This window comes from Bradyrhizobium sp. USDA 4538 (assembly GCF_024171045.1).
Lineage (GTDB): Bacteria > Pseudomonadota > Alphaproteobacteria > Rhizobiales > Xanthobacteraceae > Bradyrhizobium > Bradyrhizobium australafricanum.
Window position 1 is genome coordinate 5,346,823 of the sequence record NZ_JALJZE010000001.1, and the last position, 25,417, is coordinate 5,372,239.

The 25,417-nt window shown below is 65.0% G+C and carries 23 protein-coding genes; 14 read left to right on the forward strand and 9 right to left on the reverse strand.

What is annotated here, in order from left to right; genetic code table 11:
* The first annotated feature begins 3 nt into the window (after positions 1-3).
* The 5 genes from J2R78_RS24175 to J2R78_RS24195 all read left to right on the forward strand — a co-directional run bounded on the left by J2R78_RS24175 (position 4) and on the right by J2R78_RS24195 (position 4,991).
* Complete coding sequence (locus J2R78_RS24175; RefSeq protein ID WP_253607113.1) at positions 4-1,089, forward strand: ABC transporter ATP-binding protein; 1,086 nt, start codon at positions 4-6, stop codon at positions 1,087-1,089.
* Complete coding sequence (locus J2R78_RS24180; RefSeq protein WP_028338609.1) at positions 1,089-1,991, forward strand: carbohydrate ABC transporter permease; 903 nt, start codon at positions 1,089-1,091, stop codon at positions 1,989-1,991. Before J2R78_RS24175 ends, J2R78_RS24180 begins: the two co-directional genes overlap by 1 nt.
* Positions 1,991-2,797: a carbohydrate ABC transporter permease gene (locus tag J2R78_RS24185; RefSeq protein ID WP_028333212.1), complete on the forward strand. Its 807-nt coding sequence runs from the start codon at positions 1,991-1,993 to the stop codon at positions 2,795-2,797. Before J2R78_RS24180 ends, J2R78_RS24185 begins: the two co-directional genes overlap by 1 nt.
* 9 nt (positions 2,798-2,806) lie before the next feature.
* Positions 2,807-3,133, forward strand: a complete 327-nt coding sequence (locus J2R78_RS24190; protein WP_016846242.1) for a DUF2160 domain-containing protein — start codon at positions 2,807-2,809, stop codon at positions 3,131-3,133.
* Between the two features lie 115 nt (positions 3,134-3,248).
* The gene (locus J2R78_RS24195; protein ID WP_038382516.1) at positions 3,249-4,991 is read left to right on the forward strand and encodes an ABC transporter substrate-binding protein; all 1,743 of its coding nucleotides are present in this window, start codon (positions 3,249-3,251) and stop codon (positions 4,989-4,991) included.
* 209 nt (positions 4,992-5,200) lie between these two features.
* Here the strand turns inward: J2R78_RS24195 and J2R78_RS24200 are convergent, their stop codons facing one another.
* From J2R78_RS24200 to J2R78_RS24215, 4 genes are all read right to left on the reverse strand, one after another.
* Entirely contained in the window at positions 5,201-6,304 is a 1,104-nt protein-coding gene (locus tag J2R78_RS24200) for an alkene reductase (RefSeq protein ID WP_057016961.1), read from the reverse strand.
* A gap of 85 nt (positions 6,305-6,389) precedes the next feature.
* The gene (locus J2R78_RS24205) at positions 6,390-7,250 is read right to left on the reverse strand and encodes an SDR family NAD(P)-dependent oxidoreductase (RefSeq protein WP_229189532.1); all 861 of its coding nucleotides are present in this window, start codon (positions 7,248-7,250) and stop codon (positions 6,390-6,392) included.
* A 100-nt stretch (positions 7,251-7,350) separates the two neighbouring features.
* Entirely contained in the window at positions 7,351-7,854 is a 504-nt protein-coding gene (locus J2R78_RS24210) for a DUF1993 family protein (protein ID WP_253607114.1), read from the reverse strand.
* Positions 7,855-8,205: 351 nt separating this feature from the next.
* Positions 8,206-9,549 (reverse strand): lytic murein transglycosylase, encoded by a 1,344-nt coding sequence (locus J2R78_RS24215; protein WP_253607115.1) that lies wholly within the window; start codon positions 9,547-9,549, stop codon positions 8,206-8,208.
* A gap of 185 nt (positions 9,550-9,734) precedes the next feature.
* Here J2R78_RS24215 and J2R78_RS24220 point away from each other — a divergent pair, with 185 nt between their 5' ends.
* Entirely contained in the window at positions 9,735-11,387 is a 1,653-nt protein-coding gene (locus J2R78_RS24220; RefSeq protein WP_253607116.1) for an ATP-binding protein, read from the forward strand.
* A 242-nt stretch (positions 11,388-11,629) separates the two neighbouring features.
* Entirely contained in the window at positions 11,630-12,559 is a 930-nt protein-coding gene (gene htpX, locus J2R78_RS24225) for a zinc metalloprotease HtpX (RefSeq protein ID WP_141340519.1), read from the forward strand.
* Positions 12,560-12,754: 195 nt separating this feature from the next.
* Here the strand turns inward: htpX and J2R78_RS24230 are convergent, their stop codons facing one another.
* Entirely contained in the window at positions 12,755-13,705 is a 951-nt protein-coding gene (locus tag J2R78_RS24230; RefSeq protein ID WP_253607117.1) for an aldo/keto reductase, read from the reverse strand.
* A gap of 395 nt (positions 13,706-14,100) precedes the next feature.
* Here J2R78_RS24230 and J2R78_RS24235 point away from each other — a divergent pair, with 395 nt between their 5' ends.
* Complete coding sequence (locus J2R78_RS24235; RefSeq protein ID WP_028333204.1) at positions 14,101-14,436, forward strand: GYD domain-containing protein; 336 nt, start codon at positions 14,101-14,103, stop codon at positions 14,434-14,436.
* A gap of 568 nt (positions 14,437-15,004) precedes the next feature.
* Here the strand turns inward: J2R78_RS24235 and J2R78_RS24240 are convergent.
* Both J2R78_RS24240 and J2R78_RS24245 read right to left on the reverse strand, forming a co-directional pair.
* Entirely contained in the window at positions 15,005-16,258 is a 1,254-nt protein-coding gene (locus J2R78_RS24240; RefSeq protein ID WP_253607118.1) for a Spy/CpxP family protein refolding chaperone, read from the reverse strand.
* 467 nt (positions 16,259-16,725) lie between these two features.
* Positions 16,726-18,168 (reverse strand): short-chain fatty acyl-CoA regulator family protein, encoded by a 1,443-nt coding sequence (locus tag J2R78_RS24245; RefSeq protein WP_253607119.1) that lies wholly within the window; start codon positions 18,166-18,168, stop codon positions 16,726-16,728.
* A gap of 426 nt (positions 18,169-18,594) precedes the next feature.
* On the opposite strand from J2R78_RS24245, the gene J2R78_RS24250 reads away from it, so the two are divergent.
* The 3 genes from J2R78_RS24250 to J2R78_RS24260 all read left to right on the forward strand — a co-directional run bounded on the left by J2R78_RS24250 (position 18,595) and on the right by J2R78_RS24260 (position 20,355).
* Positions 18,595-18,804 carry a hypothetical protein gene (locus tag J2R78_RS24250; protein ID WP_016839740.1) on the forward strand — a complete coding sequence of 70 codons (210 nt, stop codon included), beginning with the start codon at positions 18,595-18,597 and terminating at the stop codon, positions 18,802-18,804.
* A gap of 210 nt (positions 18,805-19,014) precedes the next feature.
* A complete protein-coding gene (locus tag J2R78_RS24255; RefSeq protein WP_253607120.1) occupies positions 19,015-19,587 on the forward strand; it encodes a hypothetical protein in 573 nt (190 codons plus the stop codon).
* Positions 19,588-19,608: 21 nt separating this feature from the next.
* Positions 19,609-20,355, forward strand: coding sequence for a hypothetical protein (locus J2R78_RS24260; protein ID WP_253607121.1), 747 nt, complete (start codon positions 19,609-19,611; stop codon positions 20,353-20,355).
* On the opposite strand, the gene J2R78_RS24265 is transcribed toward J2R78_RS24260, so the two are convergent.
* Positions 20,352-21,239: a metallophosphoesterase gene (locus J2R78_RS24265; RefSeq protein ID WP_253609895.1), complete on the reverse strand. Its 888-nt coding sequence runs from the start codon at positions 21,237-21,239 to the stop codon at positions 20,352-20,354. The genes J2R78_RS24260 and J2R78_RS24265 overlap by 4 nt on opposite strands.
* A gap of 147 nt (positions 21,240-21,386) precedes the next feature.
* Here J2R78_RS24265 and J2R78_RS24270 point away from each other — a divergent pair, with 147 nt between their 5' ends.
* From J2R78_RS24270 to J2R78_RS24280, 3 genes are all read left to right on the forward strand, one after another.
* Positions 21,387-21,875, forward strand: coding sequence for an NUDIX domain-containing protein (locus J2R78_RS24270; RefSeq protein WP_016839736.1), 489 nt, complete (start codon positions 21,387-21,389; stop codon positions 21,873-21,875).
* A gap of 39 nt (positions 21,876-21,914) precedes the next feature.
* Positions 21,915-22,427 (forward strand): GNAT family N-acetyltransferase, encoded by a 513-nt coding sequence (locus J2R78_RS24275; RefSeq protein WP_038386020.1) that lies wholly within the window; start codon positions 21,915-21,917, stop codon positions 22,425-22,427.
* 113 nt (positions 22,428-22,540) lie between these two features.
* Positions 22,541-22,858, forward strand: coding sequence for an EthD family reductase (locus J2R78_RS24280; RefSeq protein WP_028338624.1), 318 nt, complete (start codon positions 22,541-22,543; stop codon positions 22,856-22,858).
* Positions 22,859-23,038: 180 nt separating this feature from the next.
* Here J2R78_RS24280 and J2R78_RS24285 read toward each other — a convergent pair whose 3' ends face one another.
* Positions 23,039-25,408 (reverse strand): TonB-dependent receptor, encoded by a 2,370-nt coding sequence (locus tag J2R78_RS24285; protein WP_253607122.1) that lies wholly within the window; start codon positions 25,406-25,408, stop codon positions 23,039-23,041.
* Positions 25,409-25,417 lie beyond the last annotated feature (9 nt).

Sequence of the window (25,417 nt, forward strand, 5' to 3'; positions counted from 1 at the left end):
TTCATGGCCCGCATTGACCTCGTCGATCTCGCGCACTCCTACGGCGGCAACGACGCGCCGCAGGAATCCTTTGCGCTGAAGCCGGTCACCATGACCTGGCGGCAGGGCGGCGCCTATGCGCTGCTCGGGCCGTCCGGCTGCGGCAAGACCACGCTGCTCAACCTGATCTCCGGCATCGTGACGCCGTCGCGCGGAAAGATCCTGTTCGACGGCCGTGACATCACGCCGCTGTCGACGCAGAAGCGCAACATCGCGCAGGTGTTCCAGTTCCCGGTGATCTACGACACCATGACGGTCGGCCAGAACCTGGCCTTCCCGCTGAAGAATCGCGGCGTCGCGAAGGCCGAGGTCGACGCGCGCGTCAGGCAGATCGCCGATCTGCTCGACCTCACGCCCTATCTCAAACGCAAGGCGACGCGGCTCACCGCCGACGCCAAGCAGAAGATCTCGCTCGGTCGCGGCCTGGTGCGCTCCGACGTCGCGGCCGTCCTGTTCGACGAACCGCTGACGGTGATCGATCCCGAGCTGAAGTGGCAGCTGCGCTCCAAGCTGAAGGCGCTGCATCGCGAGCTCGACCTCACGATGATCTACGTCACCCACGACCAGACCGAGGCGCTGACCTTCGCCGACACCGTCGTCGTGATGCACGACGGCCGCGTGGTGCAGAGCGGCACGCCGGCCGAATTGTTCGACAAGCCGGCGCACACCTTCGTCGGCTATTTCATCGGCTCGCCCGGCATGAACATCGTGCCCGCCGAGGTCAGTGGTCACGAGGCGCGGGTCGACGGCCATGTCATCGGCCTGCATCGAAACTATGGTGTGCTGCCTGCTGGCAAGAAGATCGAGATCGGCGTGCGGCCGGAATTCGTCGATATCGCGTCGCCGGCGTCAGGGCTGCTGTCGGCCACCATCGAGCGGATCGACGATCTCGGCCGCATCCAGTTCGCCCGCGTGCGGGTCGGCGATACCAAATTCGCCGCGCGCGTGCCGCCGGGCTTCTCGGTCTCCGGCAACACCGCCGGGCTGATCTTCAATCCCGCGCACGTCCACGTCTATGCCGACAGCCATTTGGTGGAGGGGGTCGCCTGATGGACAAGACGATCAACCAAAAAGCCTGGTTCCTGGTGCTGCCGGTGTTCCTGGTGGTGGCGTTCTCGGCGGTGCTGCCGCTGATGACCGTCGTGAACTATTCGATGCAGGACACCTTCGGCAACAACCAGTTCTTCTGGAACGGGGTCGGCTGGTTCAAGGAGCTGCTCGATCCATCGACCGATCTCGGCGGGCGCTTCCTGGCCTCGCTCGGCCGCAACCTGTTCTTCTCTGCGGTGATCCTCGCGATCGAGGTGCCGCTCGGCATCATCGTCGCGCTGTCGATGCCGCGCGAAGGCTGGAGCGTCGCGGCCTGCCTCGTCATCCTCGCCTTGCCGCTGCTGATTCCGTGGAACGTGGTCGGCACCATCTGGCAGATCTTCGGCCGGCCCGATATCGGCCTGCTCGGCTATGTGCTGAACCACCTCGGCCTCAACTACAATTACGTGTCCAATGAGGTCGACGCCTGGGTCACGGTCATCGTGATGGACGTCTGGCACTGGACCAGCCTCGTCGCGCTGCTCTGCTACGCCGGGCTGAAGTCGATCCCCGACGCCTATTACCAGGCGGCGCAGATCGACGGCGCCTCGCGCTGGGCGGTGTTCAAGGCGATCCAGCTGCCGAAGATGAACCGCGTGCTGCTGATCGCGGTGCTGCTGCGCTTCATGGACAGTTTCATGATCTACACCGAGCCGTTCGTGGTCACCGGCGGCGGCCCCGGCAATTCGACGACCTTCGTCTCGATCGAGCTCGTCAAGATTGCGCTCGGCCAGTTCGACCTCGGCAAGGCCGCGGCGCTGTCGCTGGTCTACAATCTGATCATCCTGATCGTGTGCTGGGTATTCTACACCGTGATGGTCAATGCCGGCTCCGAGCGTCCGGCCAAGGAAGGAGCGGCGTGATGCATTCGATCCCCGGCCGCCGCCTGATCATGGCGCTGTTTTTGATCTTCCTGCTGTTGCCGATCTACTGGCTCGTCAACATGAGCTTCAAGACCAACGCCGAGATCGTCTCGACGATGACGCTGTGGCCGCACACGCCGACGCTGCAGCACTACAAGCGCATCTTCACCGACGAGAGCTGGTATTCGGGCTACATCAATTCGCTCGAATACGTGGTGCTCAACACAATCATCTCGATCGCGGTGGCGTTGCCGGCGGCCTATGCGTTCTCGCGCTACCGCTTCCTCGGCGACAAGCATCTGTTCTTCTGGCTGCTGTCAAACCGCATGGCGCCGGCGGCGGTCTACGCGCTGCCGTTCTTTAACCTGTATTCGGCGATCGGCCTGTTCGATACGCCGTGGGCGGTCGCGCTCGCGCACTGCATCTTCAATGTGCCGCTGGCGGTGTGGATCCTCGAAGGCTTCGTCTCCGGCGTGCCGCGCGAGATCGACGAGACCGCGTTCCTCGATGGCTATTCGTTCCCGCGCTTCTTCATCAAGATCCTGGTGCCGCTCATCGCAAGCGGCATCGGCGTCGCCGCCTTCTTCTGCTTCATGTTCTCCTGGGTCGAGCTGCTGCTCGCGCGCACGCTGACCTCGGTGCAGGCCAAGCCGATCGCGGCGATCATGACGCGCACGGTCTCGGCGGCCGGCATGGACTGGGGCCTGCTCGCCGCCGCCGGCGTGCTCACCATCATTCCGGGCGCGCTGGTGATCTGGTTCGTCCGCAACTACATCGCGCGCGGCTTCGCGCTCGGCCGGGTCTAGGAGGCGATCATGGAATCCATCGCATGGATGGCCTGGACGCTGCCGACCGCGATCTTCTTCGTACTGCTGGCCTCGACGCTCGGCGTGATGACCTGGCTCGCGGCGGTTTATCCCGAGGCCGAGCGGGTCGGCGTGCTGCGCATCCCGACCACGCGCGGCGATCGTTTGTTCATTTCGCTGGTGCTGGCGGCGGTGATCCACCTGGTGTGGATCGGCCTCGTCGGCACCGATCCGATCCTCACCCTGCCGATCGGCGAGGGCGTGGAAATTTCGAGCCTGTGGCTCGCAACGCTGATTTCGCTTCTTTCAGCCGTGGCGATCTTTCGCACCGTCTGACGAAAGCGAAGAAGAGCAGATCCGGGGTCAACCCGGGCCTGGGGTTTTGTTTGTCGCTGCAACCGGAGGAATCATAATGCGACATTTGAGAACGACAAAGGATAGTCTTTTGACTATGACCAGCGCCGCCGCGCTGATCGCGGCCTCGCTCGCGGTCGCCACGCCGGCCCGCGCCGCCGACGATGCCGTGATCCAGAAGTGGATCGCGGAATTCCAGCCCTCGACGCTGTCGAAGGAAGACCAGAAGAAGGAGCTTGAGTGGTTCGCCAAGGCCGCCGAACCCTTCAAGGGCATGGAGATCAACGTCGTCTCGGAAACGATCACGACGCACGAATATGAATCGCAGACGCTGGCCAAGGCGTTCTCCGAACTGACCGGCATCAAGCTCAAGCACGACATCATCCAGGAAGGTGACGTCGTCGAGAAGCTGCAGACCCAGATGCAGTCGGGCAAGAACGTCTATGACGGCTGGATCAACGATTCCGACCTGATCGGAACACACTTCCGCTACGGCCAGACCATCATCCTGTCGGACTACATGAAGGGTGAGGGCAAGGAGGTCACCGACCCGATGCTCGACGTCGACGACTTCATCGGCAAGTCGTTCACCACGGCGCCGGACGGCAAGCTCTACCAGTTGCCCGACCAGCAGTTCGCGAACCTCTACTGGTTCCGCTACGACTGGTTCACCAACCCCGAGTACAAGGCCAAGTTCAAGGCCAAGTATGGCTACGAGCTCGGCGTGCCCGTGAACTGGTCGGCCTATGAAGACATCGCTGAGTTCTTCACCAACGACATCAAGGAGATCAACGGCGTCAAGGTCTACGGCCATATGGACTATGGCAAGAAGGATCCCTCGCTCGGCTGGCGGTTCACCGACGCGTGGCTGTCGATGGCCGGCAACGGCGACAAGGGTATCCCGAACGGCCTGCCGGTCGACGAGTGGGGTATCCGCATGGAAGGCTGCCGTCCGGTCGGCTCCTCGGTCGAGCGTGGTGGCGACACCAACGGCCCGGCCGCGGTCTACTCGATCACCAAATATCTCGACTGGCTGAAGAAGTATGCCCCGCCGCAGGCCCAGGGCATGACCTTCTCGGAAGCAGGTCCTGTGCCGGCGCAAGGCAACATCGCTCAGCAGATGTTCTGGTACACCGCCTTCACCGCCGACATGGTGAAGCCGGGCATCGCCGTGATGAACGCGGACGGTACGCCGAAGTGGCGTATGGCTCCGTCGCCGCACGGCGCTTACTGGAAGGAAGGCATGAAGCTCGGCTATCAGGACGCCGGCTCCGTGACGCTCCTGAAGTCGACCCCGCCGGATCGCCGCAAGGCAGCCTGGCTCTATCTGCAGTTCATCATCTCGAAGTCGGTGTCGCTGAAGAAGAGCCATGTCGGTCTCACCTTCATCCGTGAGTCCGATATCTGGGACAAGTCGTTCACCGAGCGTGCGCCGAAGCTCGGCGGCCTGATCGAGTTCTACCGCTCGCCCGCGCGCGTGCAGTGGACCCCGACCGGCAACAACGTGCCCGATTATCCGAAGCTCGCGCAGCTGTGGTGGCAGAACATCGGCGATGCGTCGTCCGGTACCAAGACGCCGCAGCAGGCGATGGACGCGCTGGCCGCGGCCCAGGATTCGGTGATGGAGCGTCTTGAGAAGTCCGGTGTGCAGGGCGCCTGCGGACCGAAGCTGAACAAGAAGGAATCCGCCGAGTTCTGGTACAAGAAGGCCGAGAAGGACGGCACCATCGCTCCGCAGCGCAAGCTCGCGAACGAGAAGCCGAAGGGCGAGACGATCGACTACGACACGCTGATCAAGTCGTGGCCGGCCAACCCGCCGAAGCGCGCCGAAGCGAAGTAAGGCGCAAGCAAAGGCGTACCAGCCCACGCCATCCGAAGACGACGAAAGGCCGGGAGCGATCCCGGCCTTTTTGCTGATTGCCAGGTCATTCCGGGATGGTGCGCAAGCACCAGACCTCAGGTGCGCAACTGCGCACCGGGGAATCTCGAGATTCCGGGTTCGATGCTTCGCATCGCCCCGGAATGACGATGTGGAGAGAGGAGCGCTCCCTACTCCGCCGCCTCGGTCGCCTTCAGCGTCGGATAATCCGTGTAGCCCTTGGCGCCGCCGCCGTAGAAGGTCGCCTTGTCCCACTCGTTGAGCGGCGCGCCGGTCTTGAGCCGCTCGACCAGATCGGGGTTGGAGATGAACGGCTTGCCGAACGCGATCAGGTCAGCCGCGCCGGCTTCCAGCACCTTCTCCGCCAGCGCGAAGTCGTAACCGTTGTTGGCGACATAGGCCTGCTTGAAGCGCTTGCGCAGCGAGGCGTAGTCGAACGGCGCGATATCGCGCGGGCCGCCGGTTGCGCCCTCGACGACGTGGAGATAGGTCAGCTTCAGCGCACTGAGCTGGTCGACGATGTAGTCGAACAGCGCTTGCGGATTGGAGTCGGTGATGTCGTTGGCCGGCGTCACCGGCGAGATCCGGATGCCGGTGCGATCGGCGCCGGCCTCGGTGGCGACCGCCTTGGACACGTCCAGCATCAGCTGGGCGCGGTTCTCGATTCCGCCGCCATAAGCGTCGGTGCGCTTGTTGGTGCCGTCGCGGGCGAACTGGTCGAGCAGATAGCCGTTGGCGCCATGGATCTCGACGCCGTCGAAGCCGGCCGCCAGCGCATTCGCCGTGCCGCGCTTGAAGTCCTCGATGATCCCGGGAATTTCCGACAATTCGAGCGCGCGCGGCTCGGACACGTCGGCAAACGTGCCGTTCACGAAGGTCTTGGTCTTGGCCTTGATGGCGCTCGGCGCCACCGGCGCGCCGCCGTTCGGCTGCAGTGCGACATGCGAGATGCGGCCGACATGCCAGAGCTGGATGAAGATGCGGCCACCGCGCTCATGCACCCGATCGGTGACCCTGCGCCAGCCCTCGACCTGTTCCTTCGAATAGATGCCGGGCGTGTCCTGATAGCCCTGGCCCTGCTGCGAGACCTGGCTCGCCTCGGTGATCAGAAGGCCGGCGGAGGCGCGCTGGCCGTAATAGTCCACCGCGAGCGGGCTCGGCACCATGCCGGGCGGCACCGCGCGGTTGCGCGTCAGTGGCGCCATCACCAGGCGGTTCGGCAGCGTCAGCGCGCCGAGCTTGTAGGGCTCGAGAAGTTTGGTCGATTGGCTCATGTAAATGTTCCAGAGAATGACTGATGAAGGACAATTGTGCATTGCCGCGACGAGCGCAATGCCCGAGGCATTCGCGCTCCGCAGACTAGCCGCGCACAATTCCGCCCATGTGGCCGGCATCGAGGAACAAGGTGTGCGCGTTGACGTAGGAGGATTCATTCGAAATCAGGAACAGCGCAGTATAGGCGACCTCCCAGCCGGTGCCCTGGCGGCCGAAAGGCACTGTCACGGCGCGGTCCGATCGCCTGCGGCTGGCGTCGCGCCCCATCGGCGTGTCCATGAAGCCGGGCGCGATCACATTGCAGCGAATGCCCTTGTCCTCGCCGGCCCGCGCGATCGCCCGCCCCAGCGCGATCTGCGCCGCCTTGGAGGATTCATAGGCCGGGTTGCGGCCGCCGGCGCGCTGGCTCGCCATTGAGGAGATCAGGATGATCGCGCCGCCCGGCGCCATCACCTCCAGCGCCTTCTGCGCGAACAGCATGTGGCTGCGCACATTGACGGCATAGTCGCGGTCCCAGGCTTCGGCCGTCATCTTGGGCAGCGACAGGCCGGAGGAGATGCCGACATTGAGCGCCAGCCCGTCGAGCCCGCCGAGCCGCTGCGCGCAGCGTTCGACCGCGGGCGCGATCGCCGCGACGTCGGCGACATCGACCACGTCGGTGAAGGCCTTGCCGCCTTCGCCTGTGATCTGCGCGACGGTGTCGTCGGCGGCGTCCTTGTTGACGTCGAGGCAGGCGACCGACGCGCCCTCGCGCGCGAACAGCACGCTCATGGCGCGGCCGTTGCCGATCGGCGGGGCTTCATCCACGGTTGTGCGCTGTCCCGCGCCGACCACGATGACGCGCCGCCCGGCGAGGCGGCCGTGGTTCTTCGCCAGTCCGAGCGCTTCGGCATGCAGCGAAGCGGACGGATCGATGGCTTTCGGTGCGTGGGTTGTGGTCGACATGGCGTGCTCCCTGACGTCTTGTTGTTGTCAGGGAGCAGTAGCACGGGCGAGGGCGTGAAGCGAAAATCCCGTCGCGGGGAATATGGATCGCCGAAGCGCGTCAGCTGACGCCGAGGAAATCGCGCTTGCCGATCTCGACGCCGTTGTGGCGCAGGATGTCGTGCGCGGTCACGGCGTGGAAATAGAAGTTCGGGAACGAGAACGCGCTGAGGAATTGCTGACCCTTCAGGGTCATCGTGCGATCGGGGCCGATCGGGAAGGTGACGTCCCTGGCGTCGGCGCCGTCGAACTGCTCCGGCTTGAACGACTTCACATAGTCGATGGTCTTGGCGAGCCGCTGCTTCAGTTCACCGATGCTCTTCTCGGTGTCGGGCGTCGACGGCACCTCGCTATGGGTCAACCGCGCACAGCCGCGTGCGGCGTGATCGCAGACCAGCTGCACCTGCTTGGTCAGCGGCAGCATGTCGGGATAGAGCCGCGATCCCAGCAGCACCTCGGGCGCGATCTTCTTGGCCTCGCAATGCGCCTCGGCCTTGGTCAGCTCGCCGGTGAGGCTGTTGAGGATCTGCAGGTAGGCGGGGACGACGGCGTCATGAAAGGACATGTGATGCTCCCTGTTCTGATGAAATCCGGATGTTACCGAACGGCGATGCTGCAAGTGGGGCGGCAAGGGGAAGAATACAACTGCGGGGAGCTGTAACACTTGGTCAAATATTTCCCGCGGGCGGCATTCTTGATCCCGTCATCCTGAGGAGCGCGAAGCGCGTCTCGAAGGATGCACGGCCCCAGTGTGGCCGATTCATCCTTCGAGGCTCGCTCCGCTCGCACCTCAGGATGACGGATCGCCAGAGTCTGCGTAGCCCGGATGGAGCGCAGCGCAATCCGGGGAGGCGCATCGGGGCTTGTCCCGGATTGCGCTGCGCCGCATCCGGGCTACGGAAAATGGGCGTTTGCTCTACCGCATCCCCGGTGCCGCGGCATCGGCGGCAGGCTGGGTGCGGCCGCCGCGCATCCGCGCCAGGAGCTCCGCGGTCGGCCAGGAATCCGCCGGCAGGCCGTATTTCATCTGCATCGCCTTCACCGCGCTGCGGCTTGCCTGTCCGAGCACGCCGTCGATCTTGCCGACGTCGTAGCCGGCGCGCGCGAGCAGTCCCTGCAGCTCCTTGATCTCATTGAACGGCAATTGCGCGACCGGACCGTGCGGCCGCTGCATCGGCGGTGCGCCCGCGATGCGGCCGGCGAGATAGCCGGCGGTGGTCGAATAGATCAGCGAGTTGTTCCACTCGGTGTAGGCGGCGAAGTTCGCATAGGCGAGGAACGCCGGACCCATCCGGCCCATCGGCAGCAGCAGCGAGGCCGGCATCTTGTCATTCGGCAACGGCTTGCCGTCGGTCAAGCTGACGCCGAGCGCCACCCATTTCGAGCGCGGCAGCTTGATGGTGAGGTCGGCCTGGTCCCACGGGAAGTTTGCCGCCTGCGGCACGCGCACCTCCTGCAGCCACGGCTCGCCGCGCCGCCATTTCAATCCGGTGGCGATGTAGTTCGCGGTCGAGCCGATCACGTCGGGGCCGCTTTGCAGGAGATTGCGGTGGCCGTCGCCGTCATAGTCGACCGCGTAATTGAAATAATGCGTCGGCAAGAATTGCGTCTGGCCGAGCTCGCCGGCCCATGAGCCGATCATCTCGTCGGGTGTCAGGTCGCCGCGCTCGATGATCTTCAGCGCGGCGATGGTCTCGCCCTGGAACATTTCGGAGCGGCGGCAATCATAGGCCAGCGACACCAGCGATTTCAGCGTCGGCAAATTGCCCATCTGGACGCCGAAATCGCTCTCAAGTCCCCAGAACGCGGCGATCACCGCCGGCGGCACGCCATATTCCTTTTCGGCGCGCGCGAACGCCGCGGCATAAGTCCGGATGTATTGCTGGCCCTGCTGCATGCGATAGTTCGCGGCCATGCGGCCGGCGAACTGGGTGAAGATCTGCCCGAACACGCGCTGGCCGCGGTCGCGGTTGACGATGCCCTGGTCGTAGATCAGGTAGGGCGCGGCCTCCGCGATCGTGCGCTGCGAGACGCCGGCGGCGGCCGCCTTCTGCTTCAGCTCGGCGAGGAAGCGATCGAAGTTCTGCCCGTTGTTGCAGGACGCAGCCCTCGGCGAGGCGACGGCGGCAGGACGCGGCCTGACCGACGCGGGATTCAAGGGGCTGGGCAACGGCTGCTGCGCCGAGGCGAAGGTAGTGAACGCCAGCGCCCCCGCGATCGCTGCGATCATGATCGGGGCGCGGAGGGAAGAGGCTGGCATCGATGTCACCGGCTGGAAAAAGGGGAATTGAGGTCCAATCTGCATACACCAGGGCGACACCGGGCAACAACGGGGGTGCCGCTCTTAGACCAATTGGGCTGAGGTAGGTTGAGCCGCCGCCGCTATGATCGGCCGGTGATTCGCGGGCAGGGGTGCCGGCGGATCGATCACGCCCGGAGGGACCCATGTGGAGTTTTCTCGAGCGTCTTTTGGATTCGTCGACGTTTTCGCCGCACGGCATCTGCCTGCTGTGGGAGCCGGAGCTGATCTGGCTCCACGTGATTTCAGACGCGATCATTGCCGCTTCGTATTTCTCGATCCCGTTTGCGCTGGCGATCCTCGTCTCCAAGCGGCGCGATTTCCAGTTCGGCTGGATGGCCTGGCCGTTCGCCGCGTTCATCCTCGCCTGCGGCCTGACCCATGTGTTCTCGATCTACACGCTGTGGGTGCCGATCTACGGTCTCGAGGGCCTGCTCAAGGCACTGACCGCTGTCGCCTCGATCTTCACCGCAGTGCTGCTCTGGCCGCTGATCCCGCGGATTCTCGCGATCCCGACCGAAGAGCAGTTGCGCGAGGCCCATGTCGCGCTCGCCGAGGAGGGACGCCAGCGCCAGCGCTCGGAATTCCTGCTCGAGCGCTTTCGCGAGGCCGAGGCGAATGAGAGCAAGATCCGTCAGGCGCAGAAGATGGAAGCGGTCGGCCAGCTCACCGGCGGCATTGCGCACGACTTCAACAACATCCTCACCGTCATCACCGGCACGATCGACATCCTGGCCGAGGCAGTCACTCACAACCGCCAGCTCACGGAGATCACCGCGCTGATCCGCGACGCCGCCGAGCGCGGCGCATCGCTGACGCGGCATCTGCTCGCCTTCGCGCGCAAGCAGCCGCTGCAGCCGAGCGACGTCGACGTCAACGCGTTGATGGTCGACACCATAGAGCTGCTGCGGCCGACCATCGGCGACCATGTCGACATCGATTTTCGCGCCGCACCCGATCTGCCGCGCGCACTGGTCGATGGTAACCAGCTCGTCACCGCGATCATCAACCTTGCGCTCAACGCGCGCGACGCGATGCCGAAGGGCGGCCGGCTGACGATCGAGACCCGCACGGCCGAGCTCAAGCCATCGGACGTGAGCGGCCATGACGGGCTTGCCGCCGGCGACTATGTCGCGATCGCGCTGACCGACAACGGCCGGGGCATTGCGGAAGTCGATCTGGCCAAGGTGTTCGAGCCGTTCTTCACCACCAAGGACGTCGGCAAGGGCACCGGGCTCGGCCTCAGCATGGTGTACGGCTTCGTCAAGCAATCCAACGGCCACGTCGTGCTCGACAGTGAGATCGGTCGCGGCACCAGGGTGATGCTCTATCTGCCGCGCGCGGCAGTGGTCTCAGCGGCAGCAGTGCCCGAACAGCGGCAGCCGGACGCGCGCGGCGCGCGGGAAATCGTGCTCGTCGTCGAGGACGACAGACTGGTGCGCTCCTATGTGCTGACCCAGATCGAGAGCCTCGGCTACACCACGCAGTCGGCCAATAATGGCCGCGAAGCCCTTGCCGTGCTCGACAGCGGCGCGCCGATCGATCTGTTGTTCACCGACGTCATCATGCCGGGCGCGATGAACGGGCGCGACCTCGCCACCGAGGCGCGGAAGCGCCGCCCGGGTCTCCGCGTCCTCTTCACGTCGGGCTATACCGATGACGCCATCGACCAGGACGGCAAACTCGTGCAGGGCATCCTGTTCCTGGCAAAACCCTACAGCCGCGCCGAGCTCGCCCGCATGTTGCGCGTCGCGCTGCGCGAGGAGGGGGTGGTGATCGCGCAGGAGCCGGCGGCGTAGCGTGCTTCCGAACCGGCGGCGTAGGCACGATCTCGTAGCCCGGATGAGCGAAGCGATATCCGGGGCGGTGCCCCCGCATGTCGCTTCGCTCATGCGGGCTACGGACGGCGCCGCACATGACCAATCATTAACCCGCGCCGCGTCGCTGCGACGCACTGGTTCCCCTTGCGGCTTCCGCGGCAAAATCCCTACCTCAGCGACGTCAGTTGTGGCAGCATTCCGCTCGCCGTGAGGGAACAACGATGAATTATTTCCGCACCGCGCTCCTGCTTGCCGGCCTCACCGCCCTGTTCATGGGAGTCGGCTATCTGATCGGCGGCGGCACCGGCGCCGTGATCGCGCTGATGGTCGCGGCTGCGACAAATCTGTTCACCTACTGGAATTCCGATCGCATGGTGCTGTCGATGTACGGCGCCCATCAGGTCGATGCGGGCTCGGCGCCCGAACTCTACAATCTCGTCGCCGAGCTCGCACAGCGCGCCGCTCTCCCGATGCCGCGCGTATTCCTGATGGACGAGGCGCAGCCCAATGCGTTCGCGACCGGCCGCAACCCGGAGAACGCGGCGGTCGCCGTCACCACGGGCCTGATGCAGCAACTCAGCCGCGAGGAGCTTGCCGGCGTGATCGCGCATGAGCTTGCGCATATCAAGCATCACGACACGCTCACCATGACGATCACGGCGACGATCGCCGGCGCGATCTCGATGCTGGCGCAGTTCGGTATGTTCTTCGGCGGCAACCGCAACAACAACGGCCCCGGCATTGTCGGATCGATCGCGATGATGATCCTGGCGCCGCTCGGCGCCATGCTGGTGCAGATGGCGATCAGTCGCACCCGCGAATACGCCGCCGACAATTATGGCGCACGCATCGTCGGCCAGCCGATGTGGCTTGCCTCCGCGCTCGCGAAGATCGAGAACGCCGCGCATCAGGTGCCGAACATGGAGGCCGAGCGCAATCCGGCCACCGCGCACATGTTCATCATCAACCCGCTGTCGGGCCACGGCGTCGACAACCTGTTCGCGACCCACCCCTCGACCGCGAACCGCATCGCCGCGCTGCAGCAGCTCGCCGCCGAGCTCGGCACCCAGACCGCGCCGCGCCCGGCCGGTGGAAGCTATCCGCCGCGCAGCCCGTGGGGCGGATCCGGCCAGCGCGGCCCGTGGGGGTAGGGTGAGACCAAGCCGTAGCCGCGAAGGCGGTGTGCTCCCTCGCCCCGTTCTTAGGGGAGAGGGTTGGGGTGAGGGGCTGTCTCCGCAAATACGGCGATAGCTGCATTCGCGGAAGCTCCCCCTCACCCGGAACGCATCTAGCGATGCGTTCCGACCTCTCCCCGCACGCGGGGCGAGGTGAAGTGAAGGCAGCTGCTACGCGCTCGCGGCGTCCAGCCGTTCGACCTGATCCTTGCTCAGCTCAAGTTTGGTCGCCGCGACCAGCGTTGCGACCTGCTCGGGCCTGGTGGCGCTGACAATCGGCGCGGTGACGGAGGGTTTTGCCATCAGCCAGGCGAGCGCGACCGCGGCCGGCTCGGCGCGGGTTTCCGCGGCGACCTCGTCGAGACCGGCCAGGATGCGCATGCCGCGCGGGTTCATGTATTTTGGAATGCTGCGTGCCCCGCGCGGGCTCTTGGCGAAGTCGCTCTCCGAGCGATATTTGCCGGTCAAAAATCCGGCGGCGAGCGAGAAGAATGTGATCACGCCGACGTCGTTCGCCTCGCAGACGCGTTGCAGCGCGCGTTCGTAGCTTGAGCGTTCCGCGAGGCTGTATTCGGGCTGCATGCTCTCGTAGCGCGGCAGGCCGTTCGCCTTGGCAATGTCGAGCGCGCTCTGGAGTCGCTCCGCCGAGAAGTTCGAGGCGCCGATCGCCCTGACCTTGCCGGCCTTGACCAGTTTGTCATAGGCCGCGAGCGTCTCTTCCTGCGGTGTCGTCTCATCGTCCTTGTGGGACTGGTAGAGGTCGATGAAATCGGTCTGCAGCCGCCGCAGCGAGTCCTCGACGGCGCGCGCGATGTAGTCCGGCTTCAGCCCGACATTGCCGCCGCCCATGTCCATGCCGACCTTGGTGGCGAGGATGACGCGGTTGCGGTTGCCGCGCGCCTTCATCCATTTGCCGATGATCGTCTCGGATTCGCCGCCGCTGTGGCCCGGCACCCAGCGCGAATAGACATCCGCCGTATCCAGGAATGTCAGCCCCTGATCGAGCACGGTGTCGAGCAGGCGAAACGACGACGTCTCGTCCACGGTCCAGCCGAATACATTGCAGCCGAAGCACAGGGGAGGGACAGTGAGGCCGGAGCGGCCGAGCGCGCGATGCTTCATGAGTTTTCTTTCGCTTGTTCTTGATAGCGGGCGCCGGACACTGAGGCAGATCGCCCTTGTTTGCAAGGCGTTGTGCCGCAACCGCCTGGCAGGCGCTTGGCGGACGCGGATGGATCGGGACCGCTCGTCGGTCAGGTCAGGCACGCTGCCCCTCGACGCTGCATCGACTAAGGAAGAGATTCTGTCGCAGAGCAGAAACGCGATTTTATTTGCCGCGGGTCTGATGTAGATTGCGCGGCGAGCTGCCACCGGTTGCGCCGAAATCCGGAGAATGAGCGGCAGCGCGACTGGCCATCGGCAGGCCATTTCTTCTCATTTTTCAGTACGAAATGCTCTGCCCGGGCCGCGCGCCTGGGTGAAAGTTTTTTTCATTTCAACCAAACGGAGCGATTGCCATGCATTTCTGCTTCTCTGGTGAATACACCCCGCGTTCCCTGAACAACATCATGGAAAACCCGACGACCAATCGATACGAGGCCGCGAAGAAGTTGATCGAGGCCGCCGGCGGGAAACTGATTTCGATGTACAGCACGGCGACCGATGGCCCCGGCGTGATGGTGATCTTCGACGTGCCGGATCCGAGCTTCGCGCCCGCGATCAGCGGCGTGGTGGTTGCGGCCGGCGCCATGCAGAACGTGAGGCTGGTCCGGCTCTTTACCCAGGACGAGATCAAGGTGGTGCGTCAGCACGCGACCAAGCTCAAGACCGCTTACACGCCGCCCGGTGGCTAGCAGACCGAGCGATCCAAAACGGCGCAGATTGATCTGATGGCCGGTGTCACTCTCGCGCGGCGGCGCTTGCTGGCGTCCCGCGCGGAGGCGAGGGCCGTTGCGCGCCGCTGATCCGGGGCGTCAACGGATGGGCACCAGCTCAGGCGGATGTCCTGGCTACGTGCATGCCGGCCACAGCCCCGGCCGGTTGTGCCGTCGCATGACGTCCGCCGCCTCGCTCGGCCTCCGCTTCAGCAAGACGAGCGCAGTACGCGCTAAGGCGCGATGAGATCAGGGCGTGTACTCATGAATTCTTCGCGTCCGCTTTGATCTCGGAAGCTGACGTTGAGGCCGACATCGCCGTATGTCGGCCTTGGGCCAATAAGCAACATCCAAAGAAGTTCAGTTGACTACGTGCGGGCCTCAAAGTTCATGTTGAACGGCGTCTCGGTCGCGCGACCGAACTACTTAGAGCCCGCCCCTATAACGCATGCTCGCATGTCCAGCCCTTCTTAGCGGACGACTAGCAAATGCGACAGGGGATGCGAAGTATCGCCTTGGCCGACCAGCGCCGCTTGGGGATGGAAAATCACACCCCCCGCTTCTTCAGACCGAGCCCCTCGAACTGCGTCTTCTGCTCGTCACTCAGGTTCCAACGGAAATCGTCGACCGCGTCGTTCACGCTGATGATCGCCTCTCTCATCGCTTCCAACCGCGCCTTTGCGGCCTTAAGGCGGGCCGGCGGGGTGAGCGCGTCCTTTGGCGGGCATGGGTTTAAGGCTTCCATGGTGCCCATCGTGGTATCCTGCACCACTTCGAGCGCTGCGCGTTGCGTATCGTTCAGTTTCAGGCTGGCGACGATGTCGTCGAGGGGCCATTGCTGGGCGACGAGCTGGCGGTATTGCTTTTCGGCCTGTTGCTCGTCTTGCGGTTCACGGCTCGCCTGGCAGGCGGCGTCCTGCATCTCCTTCAGCTTCGCGGCCGCAGCGTTAGCGCGGCGGTCGCGTTCGGGCGAGTTGAGCTGGGCCTTCTGTTCATCGCTTAGGAGATCGTAGAATTTTTGAAATGGCGGCATAACGGTCGCAACTGCGCTCAGCATCGCGTTGACGCGGCTCTGCATGGCCGCGAATCGCTCCAGCGCGGTGGTTGCGGTCTGTGCTGGACAGGAAGCGCGGATGGTGTTGCCGGCGGAAATCCAGGCGCTCGCGAGCTCGTCGAAGGCTGCGCGCTGCGCCTCGTTCGCCGCGACCGCCAGGCCGATCCGCTCGAGGGGAAGGCCGGTCGTCTCGGCGGTGTCGCCGCTACAGAATTCCTGCACCGAGGGCGCTTTGCGATGCCGCCTCCCGGCGGGGCGCTCGGCCGCAAACGCTGAGAGATCGCTCGCAGCGTAAGGCGAGAAGATCGCGGCGTAGAGATCGCCGTAGCCATAGGCCCAGAAGCCGGTGCCATCATTGAGAAGCGCGTAGTCATAGAGATCGCTATAGGCAAACGGCCAGAAGAGCGGACCGACCCAGCCGTATGAACCGTCGGAGTGCTGCCACCAGCCTTGCGCAGCTCGGCCGCCCTGCCAGCCGGCCAGCGCGGCGACGGCAGTGAGCTGCGCGCGCTCACTCGGGCCGATCGACTCGGCGGCGGGGCGAAGATCTTGCGGTCTTAGAGCAGCCATGCGGACGCGGCTGTGGCGCGCCGCTATGCGTGCGTGGCGGAGACCTGCGACCGACAGCACGCCGGCCATCGCGAAGCGCGCGACACCCACGGGGCCGCCAACGCGCAGGCGGAAACCCGCCTCGGCCGCGCTCGGCAGCGCTCCCAGAACGCCAATTACAACGCCGGCCGCAGCCATTCCAAGGCGGGACTTTGACATGATCTCTCCCTCGGTCTCTCCCTTGGCGGTCCAGGCCACATCGCGTCACAAATATGACTCGCAGCGGAACCGAAAGTTCCTCCCGCCGTTTTCATTGGGTGAACCTGCGGTCAGGTGACGACGTCAACGGATTAGTCGCGTCGAGTACACGCGCTGGGTCGAATCGTCATCGCGCTTTAGTTTGGTGTGTGATTCGCGCAAACGCGTTGTCGCGAGGGAAAGCCGCTTCGCACTTTTCCGGATCATGCTTTAGCGCACGTCGTCCTCGGTCGAATCCTCCTCCGTTTTCGGCGGCCAGGCGCCGCGCCGGACCAGCGCCTCGTGCAGGAGATGTGCACGCTGTTCGTCGCACCCGATGGCTGCAAGGTGGTCGAGGGCGCGATCGGCAAGGACGGCTGGTGCAAGGCTTTTGCCGCGGTGGATTGATCGGTGGATTGATCCTTGGCTCACAACTCCCGCGCATTCGAGAACGCGAACGAGGACACGCGCCGCGTGGTCTCGTCCAGGATCAGGGTGCGCGTGATCGGCGGCTCGGCGCGCTGGCTGCAATTCTCGCGCTCGCAAAGCCGGCAGTTGACGCCAATCGGGGTGCCCTCGACCTTTTCCAGATCCATGCCGGTGGCATAGACGAGTTTTGCCGCATGACGGATCTCGCAGCCGAGCCCGATCGCAAAGCGCGGCTGTGGCCGCGGGTAGGGCGCCACCGGCCGGCGCACCATCTGCGCGATGGAGAAGTAGCGCGTGCCGTCCGGCAATTCGATCACCTGGCTGAGCAGGCGATCCGGCATGTCGAAGGTCGAATGCACGTTCCAGAGCGGGCAGGTGCCGCCGAACTTGGAGAACGGGAAGGTGCCGGAGGAGAACCGCTTCGACACGTTGCCGGCATTGTCGACGCGGAGCAGGAAGAATGGCACGCCGCGCGCGTTCGGCCGCTGCAGCGTGGTGAGGCGGTGGCAGACCTGCTCGAAGCCGGCGTTGAAGCGCTGCGCCAGCACGTGGACGTCGTAGCTCAAGGCTTCGGCTGCGGAATGAAACGCCTGATAGGGCATCATCGCGGCGGCTGCGAAGTAATTGGCGAGCGTGATGCGGTAGAGCCGGCGCGCGGTATCGTCGAGCGGACCGGCGCGGCTGACGATGGCGTCGATCGCGGCGCCGCACTCGACAAAGCCGATCTGCAGCGCAAGCTGGAAGCTGCGGCCGGAGCTGTCGACGAGTTCGGAGATCAAGAGCTGCCGGCGATGCCGATCGAAACGGCGCAGCGTCTCGCGCATCACGTCGACCGGCATCACGCGGGTCAGAATCGAATGTTTTTCGCGCAAGCGCGTGGTCAGCGCCGTGAACAGGCCTTCGGTCGGCACGTTGAGCTCGTCGCGTAAATTCTCCGCGGCGGTCTCGAGCTCCGGAAAATAGTTGCGGTTGGCCTCGATCAGGTCACGCACCCGCTCGATCGGATTGGCGTCGAATTGCGAGCCTTCGCGGTCGGCCATCTGCGCCGCCACCAGCGTTTCGCCGCGGCGCGCCTCGGTGTAGGCGGCGTAGAGCCGCTGCAGCGCATGCGTCACGCCGGGGCAGAGTTCGGCGAGGTCCCGCAGCTCCTGCTTCGGCAGGTCGATCTGGCGGAACAGGGGATCGGAGAAGATCTCGTTGAGTTCCGCGAAGAAGCGGTCCTCGTCGGCGGTGGCGAGGTCGCGCAAGTCGAGGTCGTAGGTCTCGGCCAGCCGCAGCAGGATCTGCGCCGTCACCGGGCGCTGGTTGCGCTCGATCAGGTTGATGTAGGAGGGCGAGATGCCTAGCCCCTCGGCGATCTGGGTCTGCGACAGCCCCAATTGCTGGCGGATCCGCCGGAAGCGCGGACCCACGAATAGCTTCTTTCCGGATTCACCGGGCACGGGTTGGTCTCGCTTGCCGCAGCAAATTCTGACCGCCTCGCCCCGCGCGCGGGGAGAGGCCGGATCGCATCGCCAGATGCGATCCGGGTGAGGGGGACTCTCCGCGAGTCTCGCTGCGGAGACAGCCCCTCACCCCAACCCTCTCCCCGTAAGAACGGGGAGAGGGAGAAGAAAAACCGGCGGGCATGGCAGGCTTCCTGACCTATTTTGTGACAGAATTTACAAATCGACATTTATTACAAGTTCAGATGTTACATGACATCACCAATAAAAAACAAGGCATCTGTACGAACTTCTTGTTTTCGCGTTTATCTCCTGACACGCGGTTCGCAATGCTCTGTCAAGAATGTCGATGCGAGTAGGTTGCGGGAATTAAGGTACAGGCGGCTGGGCAAAGGCAGCCCGATTTTTTGAAGGAGACTGACGATGAGCAAGGGCAGCAATTTCTGGGTGATCGGCGGCGAGTTCGGGTCGATGAACTTCCACAAGCTCGTCGAAGGCTCGGCCCAGGTCCGCGGTCCGTTCAAGACCCGCAAGGAAGCCGAAGAGTGCTGGAAGGAAGTCTCGGAAGAGAGTCGCCACAAGGCCGGCGTGCGCTTCTCCATCGTCGAGGAGCCGTCGCGGGTTTCGGCCTGAGCGCCAGAATTTTCAGAGCTAAGAAAACGTCCAAGGACGGCGGCCCCATCCGGTTCATCCGGGTGGGGTCGACCGCTTTTGGGACAGCGTCAGGTCTTTGATCTGGGGATAAGTGGCCGCCTAAGTGCTTGGGAACCAACGCCCTTTGCGGACATCTTGGTTGCTGATAGGTTAATGCGCAGGAAACCCGTCACCACGAGACCGTAAGGCATGTCCGATCCGCAGAACACCGGCAGTGAGGCGCGCGAGATGCGGCCGACGCTGCGAGAGGCGCTGCGGCGGGCGCGGATCGAGGCGGCCGATCGCACCGGCGTCGTCGTCGAGTTGCGCGACGCCGAGGTGGCGCGGCTCGAGATCCTCAACGATGCGCTCGATCCGTTGTTCGCGCAGGTGCCGGACAAGGTCGATCTGTTCGACCGCGGCATCAGCCAGGGCGAGACGCCGCGGCTGTGGATCGACGTCGTCGCGCATGTGCTGATGGGGCGCGACAAGCGGATCTACCGCTTCGTGCAGGACACGAGGTTCGGCCGCATCGTGCTCGCCGAATCGCATGACGTGGCCGCGATCGTCGATGCCGTCACCGACTATGTCGCGCGCCGCCTGATCGAGCGCGAGCATGCGATGGTGGCAACGCCGCTTCCGGTTGCCGAGCCGCCGGCGCCGCCCCCCGTGCCGGTGGCGCCGAGGCGCCGCGGCGGGATCGGCATGTTCGTGTTCGGCTTCGTCATGGGCGCGCTCGCGCTGTTCGGTCTCGCGCTGTATGCGAGCTTGCAAAACTTCTAGCCGCTCAAGGGGCGGGGCATCGTGGTCATAACACCCGCCTCGGCATTTTTCGGCGTCCTGGCGGCAGCCGCGGTGGTCGGCAGCGCGGTGCTGTTCGGCAAGTGGCAGACATTGCGGCGCGCCGAATACATCCGCACCTTTCACTGGCCGGCGGGCCTGTTGGCGCGGCTCGAGAAGCGTCACCCCGGCTTCACCCGCAAGGACAGTGCGCTGGTCTCGCGCGGCCTGCGGCAGTTCTTCCTCGCCTATCTGATGAGCGGCAAGCGCTACGTCTCGATGCCGTCGCAGGCGGCCGACGACCTCTGGCACGAATTCATTCTCTACACCCGCGAATACGACGCGTTCTGCCGCCGCGCCTTCGGCAGCTTCCTGCATCACACCCCCGCGGTCGTCCTGGTGAAGGAACGGCGCAGGAGCAATGAGGGGCTGCGGCGGGTCTGGTGGTACTGCTGCAAATACGAGAACATCGATCCGGTCAGGCCGACTCGGCTGCCGCTGCTGTTCGCGCTCGACGCCAAGCTGAGCATCGCGAACGGTTTCATCTATCACACCGACTGCGAGGCGCTGCGCCGCAGCGGCATCGGCGGCAGCAGTCCCTATTGCGGCGGCGATTTCTCCGACTCCTCGATCGACGGATCGTCAGCCGGCTTCGGCGATGCCGGCAGCGACGGGAGTGGCGGCGGCGATGGCGGTGACGGCGGTGGTGGCGGCGGCGACAGCGGAGGCGGCTGCGGCGGTGGGTGTGGCGGCGGCGGGGGCGGCGATTAGGAAAGTCGTGCTTGCTTCAATTCGCGAATGCCGGCGTGCTCGCCGAGCCCGCGCACGGTCTGCTCGCAGCGCCACGCATTGCCGTCACGCTCGATCGTGAACAAATTGTAGGCCGCCGCCGGATAGTGCTTGCGCGCCAGCGCCGATGCCGACGGCACGCCGATCGCCGGGATCTTCCGCTCCGGGCCGTCGAACCACATCGTCGAATGGATGTGGTCGTGGCCATGCAGCACCAGCTCGACGCCGTGGCGCCTGAGCAGCGCCAGCAGCTGATGCGAATCGGTCAGCCGCTTGGCGCGGCCGTCGGAGTGCAGCGGGTGATGCACCAGGAGGACGCGGAAGGCGTCCTCCCGCGACAGCTGCGCGAGGATCGCATCAAGCGCATCGAGCTGGGGATGGCCGAGCCAGCCGGTCGCCATCAGCGGCGGCGTCGGCACCGCCGAGGAGACGCCGATCAGTGCCACCGGCCCGCGGCGGCGCACGAACGGAAAATGCGTTGCCGCGCCGTCGGCGTCGCCGCGCAGGTAGTCGCCGAAATGACTGACGAAGCGATGCCGGGTCGCGCGCACATAGGCGTCGTGGTTGCCGGGGACCACGGTGACGTCGGCAGGCGAACCTACCTCCTCCAGCCATTGCCGGGCCGGATTGAACTCGGCATCCAGTGCCAAATTGACCAGATCTCCGGTCACGGCGATGTGGTCCGGCTGCTGCGCCTGCATGTCCGACACCAGCGCATCGAGCACGTCGCGGCGGTGATATTTATGACGGTTGCGCGTCCAGTTCAGGTAGCCGAAGGCGCGCTTGCCGGCCAGATCGCGCAGCCGCGCCGCCGGCAGCGGCGGCAGATGCGGGTCCGACAGATGCGCGAGGCGGAACGCCGCCATCATGCGATTCCCTTCGGATTGTCCGCGAAAAGTGGCCGGCAGCCGGTCATGTCGTGCTATCCCGAACGTCCTGCCCTGTATTGGCAAGAGCCGCGCAGGCGCGCAAGGATCAAAGCACGGATCAAGCACCATGATGTCGAGGGTTCAGTGACGGTCCTGCTCGATTTACGCAAGCGCTACGAGCCGCAGATCAGATGGGTGTTTCATTTCTACTGGCGGCTTGTCCGCAGCATGACGCTCGGGGTCCGTGCCGTCGTGCTCGATGCCGACAACAGGGTGTTCCTGGTCAAGCACAGCTACGTCCACGGCTGGTATCTGCCCGGCGGCGGGGTCGAGGTCGGCGAAAGTTTTATCGAGTCGCTGCGGCGCGAATTGGAGGAGGAGGGGCGGATCGAGCTCAAGGGCGAGCCGGTGCTGCATGGCATCTTCCACAACAGCCACGTCTCGCCGCGCGATCATGTCGCGGTCTACGTCGTCAGGAACTACCGGCAGGACCGCCTGCCGGAGCCGAATCGCGAGATCGTGGCCTGCGGCTTCTTCGATCCGGCTGATCTGCCTGACGAGACCACCCCGGGCACGCGGCTGCGGATCGCGGAGGTGCTCGAGGGCAAGCCGCCGACGGCGACATGGCGGTGATGGACCGCGCCCGCGCCAGATGCTATCCCGCGCCCCACAATGACCGAATTGTCCCTGACCATCCTGCCCGAGACCCCGAAAGACGCCCAGGCGATCGAGCGTCTGCACGAGCGCACCTTCGGGCCCGGCCGCTTCGTGCTCAGCGCCTACCGGCTGCGCGAGCATGTCGATCATCTGCTCGATGTCTCCTTCACGGCGCGGATCGGCACGCTGCTGGTCGGCTCGGTGCGCCAGCTGCCGGTCACGATCGGCGATACGCCGGCCCTGATGCTTGGGCCGTTGACGGTCGAGCCGCCGTTCCGCAGCCGCGGCGTCGGCCGTGCGCTGCTCGAGCGTGCGATCAACGACGCCCGCGCCAAGGGCCACCGCCTGATCGTGCTGGTCGGCGACGAGCCGTACTACGCGCGGGTCGGCTTCAAGCCGGTCCCGAAGGGACGAATGACCATGCCCGGCCCGGTCGATTACAGTCGCCTGCTTGTCATGGAACTGGTCGACGGCGCGGCCGAGGGCGTGTCCGGGCCGATCCAGCCGGACTGGAGCAAGGCGATCTGACATCCGCGCGAGCGGTGCCGGAACGGTTGCGCACCATCGGAAACTGAAGCACAGTTGAGGCAAGCGCCGGGACAAGACCGGCGCATGTCATATCAACAGGGAGAGTGCGCGCCATGATCAAAGTCAGTGTGATGTATCCGAACAATCCAGGCGCACGCTTTGATCACGACTATTATCGCGACAAGCACATGCCGCTGGTGAAGGCGCGCCTCGGCGACGCGTGCAAATACTACACCGTCGACAAGGGTCTCGCCGGGGGCGCGCCGGGGCAACCTGCAACCTATGTCGGAATGTGCCACATCTTCTGTGACTCGGTTGAGGCCTTCGCGGCCGGCATGGGCAAGCACGCCCAGGAGATCTTGGGCGACATCCCGAACTACACCGATCAGCAGCCGGTGATCCAGATCAGCGAAGTCGTTGTCGGCCACTGATCGTCCAGACCGAGCAGGTTACGCAGCTCCCTTCAGAGACGCTCGTAGCCCGGATGGAGTGAAGCGAAATCCGGGATCAGTCTCACCGCGGGAGCAGTCCCCCCGGATCGCGCTGCGCTTCATCCGGGCTACGTGATCGCAAATTCCCTCTGCCGCTGGCGGCAGAGGGATACGCACGTCTCAGAACTTCAGGTTGGCGAACGCCCGTATGCCGAGGCCCGGCATCAGCACCTCGTCCTTGGTATAGGAGACGGAGTTGCGGATGTTCTGGTTGAGCAGGTTGTTGCCGACCAGACCAAGCGTCATCTCGCGCGCGCCGATCCATGACGAATTCAGCTTGGTGTTGTAGGTGATCTCCGCGTTGAGGAGATTGTAGCCCGCGGTCGGGGTCTCGCCGATGACAGCGATGTCGTTCTGCGCGAAGGCGTGCACCAGATTGATGCGGGTCAGCCAGTTGCTGTCGCGCCAGTAGAAGCCGCCGCCAAGCCGCATCGGTGGAATCCGCGGCACGTTGGTGCCGTCGGTGAAGGTGGCGCGCACCACGTCGAACTGGTTCTCGATGCCCCAGATGCCGCCGTTGAGCGGGCCGATGTCGAGCTGGCTCTGGAACTCGGCGCCGCGGAAGATGGCGTCACGCTGCGAGTAGCGCGCCTGGTTCAGTTCGAGGCCGGGGCCGAGCTGGCACGCACTCTCGTCACACGTGTTGCCCGTCAGCCGGCGGAATATGAAGCCGTCGAACCTGGTGTAGTAGCCGGTGAGTTCGAACCGCAGCGGTCCGGTCGCCCGCCGTAGTCCGATCTCGATCGATTTTGCGGTTTCGATGCCGAGATTGGGATTGCCGATGTCGAACGTGGCGGTCGCATCGTGTGGGCCGCGCGAGAAGAGCTCGGCCGGTTTCGGCGCGCGTTCGACGTATTGGGCGGTCGCGCTTGCTACCAGATCCCACGGCAGATTCTGGATCAAGCCGATGCTGCCGCTCTTGGGTGTGAAATTCGGATTTTGCGGTGTCGCTGGACCGATGCTTGCGGGGTCGGTGGCCACGTCGAACACGGGGGGAATGAAGGCCGGCGTTGTGCCGGAGAGATCGACGTGTTCGATCCGCCCGGCAATCTGCGCCTTGGTGGTGTCGATGAACTTCAGCTCGTTGAACACGTAACCGGCGACCCTGTTGTTCTTGTTGGGGTCCCATAATCCGTTGAGCGGGCTGGTCGGATCGTCCGGGCTTGGTGCGGTCAATTCCTGGTGCCCGCCCTGCAGGCCGAATGCCGTGGTCACGGTGGCGAAGCGCGCGTTGAACGGCATCATCTGCACCTCGACGCGCGCCTCCTGCTCCTTGTTGGTGAAGGTCTGTCTCACGCCGTCGCTCACTGGATCGGTCGGATCGGCAAGGCCAATCTCGTTGTGCCGATAGTCGGTCGCGCCGACCCAGAACCGCACGGCGTCGATCGCCGCGGCATCGGGCCGGTACTCGCCCTTGACCGCGATCTTGGTCTGGTGCGCGTCGATCCGGGTCTGGTGATCGGTGCCGTCGATACCGGGGATGTGGTAGAGCGAGTCGTTCTGGGTGATCGCCGCGCCGATAAAGCCGCCCTGGAAGAAATAGGAGGCGCCGACCGACGCGCCGTCCGACTGCGTCGCGGAGTTCGGCTGGCGGCCGTTGAATGGCTGGCCGGGCACAAATAAATAGGGATAGCTCGGGATACTGTAGTCGCTGGTGGTGCGGCCGTAGACGTCGGCATGCACGGCGACATTGTTGCCGCCGGCGTCCAGCAGCATGCCGCCGTCGACGCCGCGATTGACCGAACTCACCGACGTGCGCGTCTCGACATTGAGGCAACCCGGGCCGCCGGCATCGGCCAGCGGCGCCTTCACCGGCAGCCCGTAGGATTGGAACGGCGCCGCCGCGCAGGTCGGCATCGCGTCGGGGATGCGGTTGTTGGTGGCGCTCACGACGCCGCCGATCGAGGTCGAGCCGTAGCGCAGCGCGGCCGGGCCGCGCACCACCTCGATCTGATTGGTCGAGAGCGGATCGATCGGCACGAAATGATCCTCGCCGAGATCCGAGGCGCCGCCACCGCCGAGACCATTCTCGACAATGCCGACGCGGTTGACGTCGAGGCCGCGGATGATCGGCCGGCTGGATGCGCCGGGGGCGAAGCTCGATCCGGTGATGCCGGGCTTCGAGAACAGCAGATCGCCAAGCGTGGCGGCGCCTGAGCGCCGCAGTTCCTCGTTCGGGATCACGGTGACGGTGGCGAACTGGTCGGTGACGACAGGCAGCACGCCCTGCTGCGGTGCCGGTGCCGGTGGAGCGGGCGCCGGTTGCGCCGCGGCGGTGCGTTCGCGGCTGCGGCTCGGCGCAGCTCGGACAACACGGGTCGGCGTGCGCGTCGGCGCAGTCCGGTGCCGCTGGATCGGGCTCGGCGCCGTCACGGTGATGTCAGGCAGTTGCGTCGGCGTCTCCTGGGCCAGCGCGCCGCTACTCATTGCGCCCAGCAATAGCCAGCTCGCGCTCCCGATGTGGAATGCTCGTTTCTTCTGAAGTGTCATTGTCCCGAT

What these genes read in the sequence shown, in the direction of transcription:
- J2R78_RS24185 (WP_028333212.1), top strand. Translation starts at nt 1,991, where the DNA reads ATGCATTCGATCCCCGGCCGCCGCCTGATCATGGCGCTGTTTTTGATC.
- J2R78_RS24265 (WP_253609895.1), bottom strand. Translation starts at nt 21,239, where the DNA reads ATGGCGGCGTTCCGCCTCGCGCATCTGTCGGACCCGCATCTGCCGCCG.
- J2R78_RS24285 (WP_253607122.1), bottom strand. Translation starts at nt 25,408, where the DNA reads ATGACACTTCAGAAGAAACGAGCATTCCACATCGGGAGCGCGAGCTGG.
- J2R78_RS24255 (WP_253607120.1), top strand. Translation starts at nt 19,015, where the DNA reads ATGTCCGATCCGCAGAACACCGGCAGTGAGGCGCGCGAGATGCGGCCG.
- J2R78_RS24210 (WP_253607114.1), bottom strand. Translation starts at nt 7,854, where the DNA reads ATGTCCTTTCATGACGCCGTCGTCCCCGCCTACCTGCAGATCCTCAAC.
- J2R78_RS24235 (WP_028333204.1), top strand. Translation starts at nt 14,101, where the DNA reads ATGCATTTCTGCTTCTCTGGTGAATACACCCCGCGTTCCCTGAACAAC.
- J2R78_RS24200 (WP_057016961.1), bottom strand. Translation starts at nt 6,304, where the DNA reads ATGAGCCAATCGACCAAACTTCTCGAGCCCTACAAGCTCGGCGCGCTG.
- htpX (WP_141340519.1), top strand. Translation starts at nt 11,630, where the DNA reads ATGAATTATTTCCGCACCGCGCTCCTGCTTGCCGGCCTCACCGCCCTG.
- J2R78_RS24220 (WP_253607116.1), top strand. Translation starts at nt 9,735, where the DNA reads ATGTGGAGTTTTCTCGAGCGTCTTTTGGATTCGTCGACGTTTTCGCCG.
- J2R78_RS24230 (WP_253607117.1), bottom strand. Translation starts at nt 13,705, where the DNA reads ATGAAGCATCGCGCGCTCGGCCGCTCCGGCCTCACTGTCCCTCCCCTG.
- J2R78_RS24180 (WP_028338609.1), top strand. Translation starts at nt 1,089, where the DNA reads ATGGACAAGACGATCAACCAAAAAGCCTGGTTCCTGGTGCTGCCGGTG.
- J2R78_RS24215 (WP_253607115.1), bottom strand. Translation starts at nt 9,549, where the DNA reads ATGCCAGCCTCTTCCCTCCGCGCCCCGATCATGATCGCAGCGATCGCG.
- J2R78_RS24190 (WP_016846242.1), top strand. Translation starts at nt 2,807, where the DNA reads ATGGAATCCATCGCATGGATGGCCTGGACGCTGCCGACCGCGATCTTC.
- J2R78_RS24205 (WP_229189532.1), bottom strand. Translation starts at nt 7,250, where the DNA reads ATGTCGACCACAACCCACGCACCGAAAGCCATCGATCCGTCCGCTTCG.
- J2R78_RS24280 (WP_028338624.1), top strand. Translation starts at nt 22,541, where the DNA reads ATGATCAAAGTCAGTGTGATGTATCCGAACAATCCAGGCGCACGCTTT.
- J2R78_RS24195 (WP_038382516.1), top strand. Translation starts at nt 3,249, where the DNA reads ATGACCAGCGCCGCCGCGCTGATCGCGGCCTCGCTCGCGGTCGCCACG.
- J2R78_RS24240 (WP_253607118.1), bottom strand. Translation starts at nt 16,258, where the DNA reads ATGGCTGCGGCCGGCGTTGTAATTGGCGTTCTGGGAGCGCTGCCGAGC.
- J2R78_RS24175 (WP_253607113.1), top strand. Translation starts at nt 4, where the DNA reads ATGGCCCGCATTGACCTCGTCGATCTCGCGCACTCCTACGGCGGCAAC.
- J2R78_RS24275 (WP_038386020.1), top strand. Translation starts at nt 21,915, where the DNA reads ATGACCGAATTGTCCCTGACCATCCTGCCCGAGACCCCGAAAGACGCC.
- J2R78_RS24250 (WP_016839740.1), top strand. Translation starts at nt 18,595, where the DNA reads ATGAGCAAGGGCAGCAATTTCTGGGTGATCGGCGGCGAGTTCGGGTCG.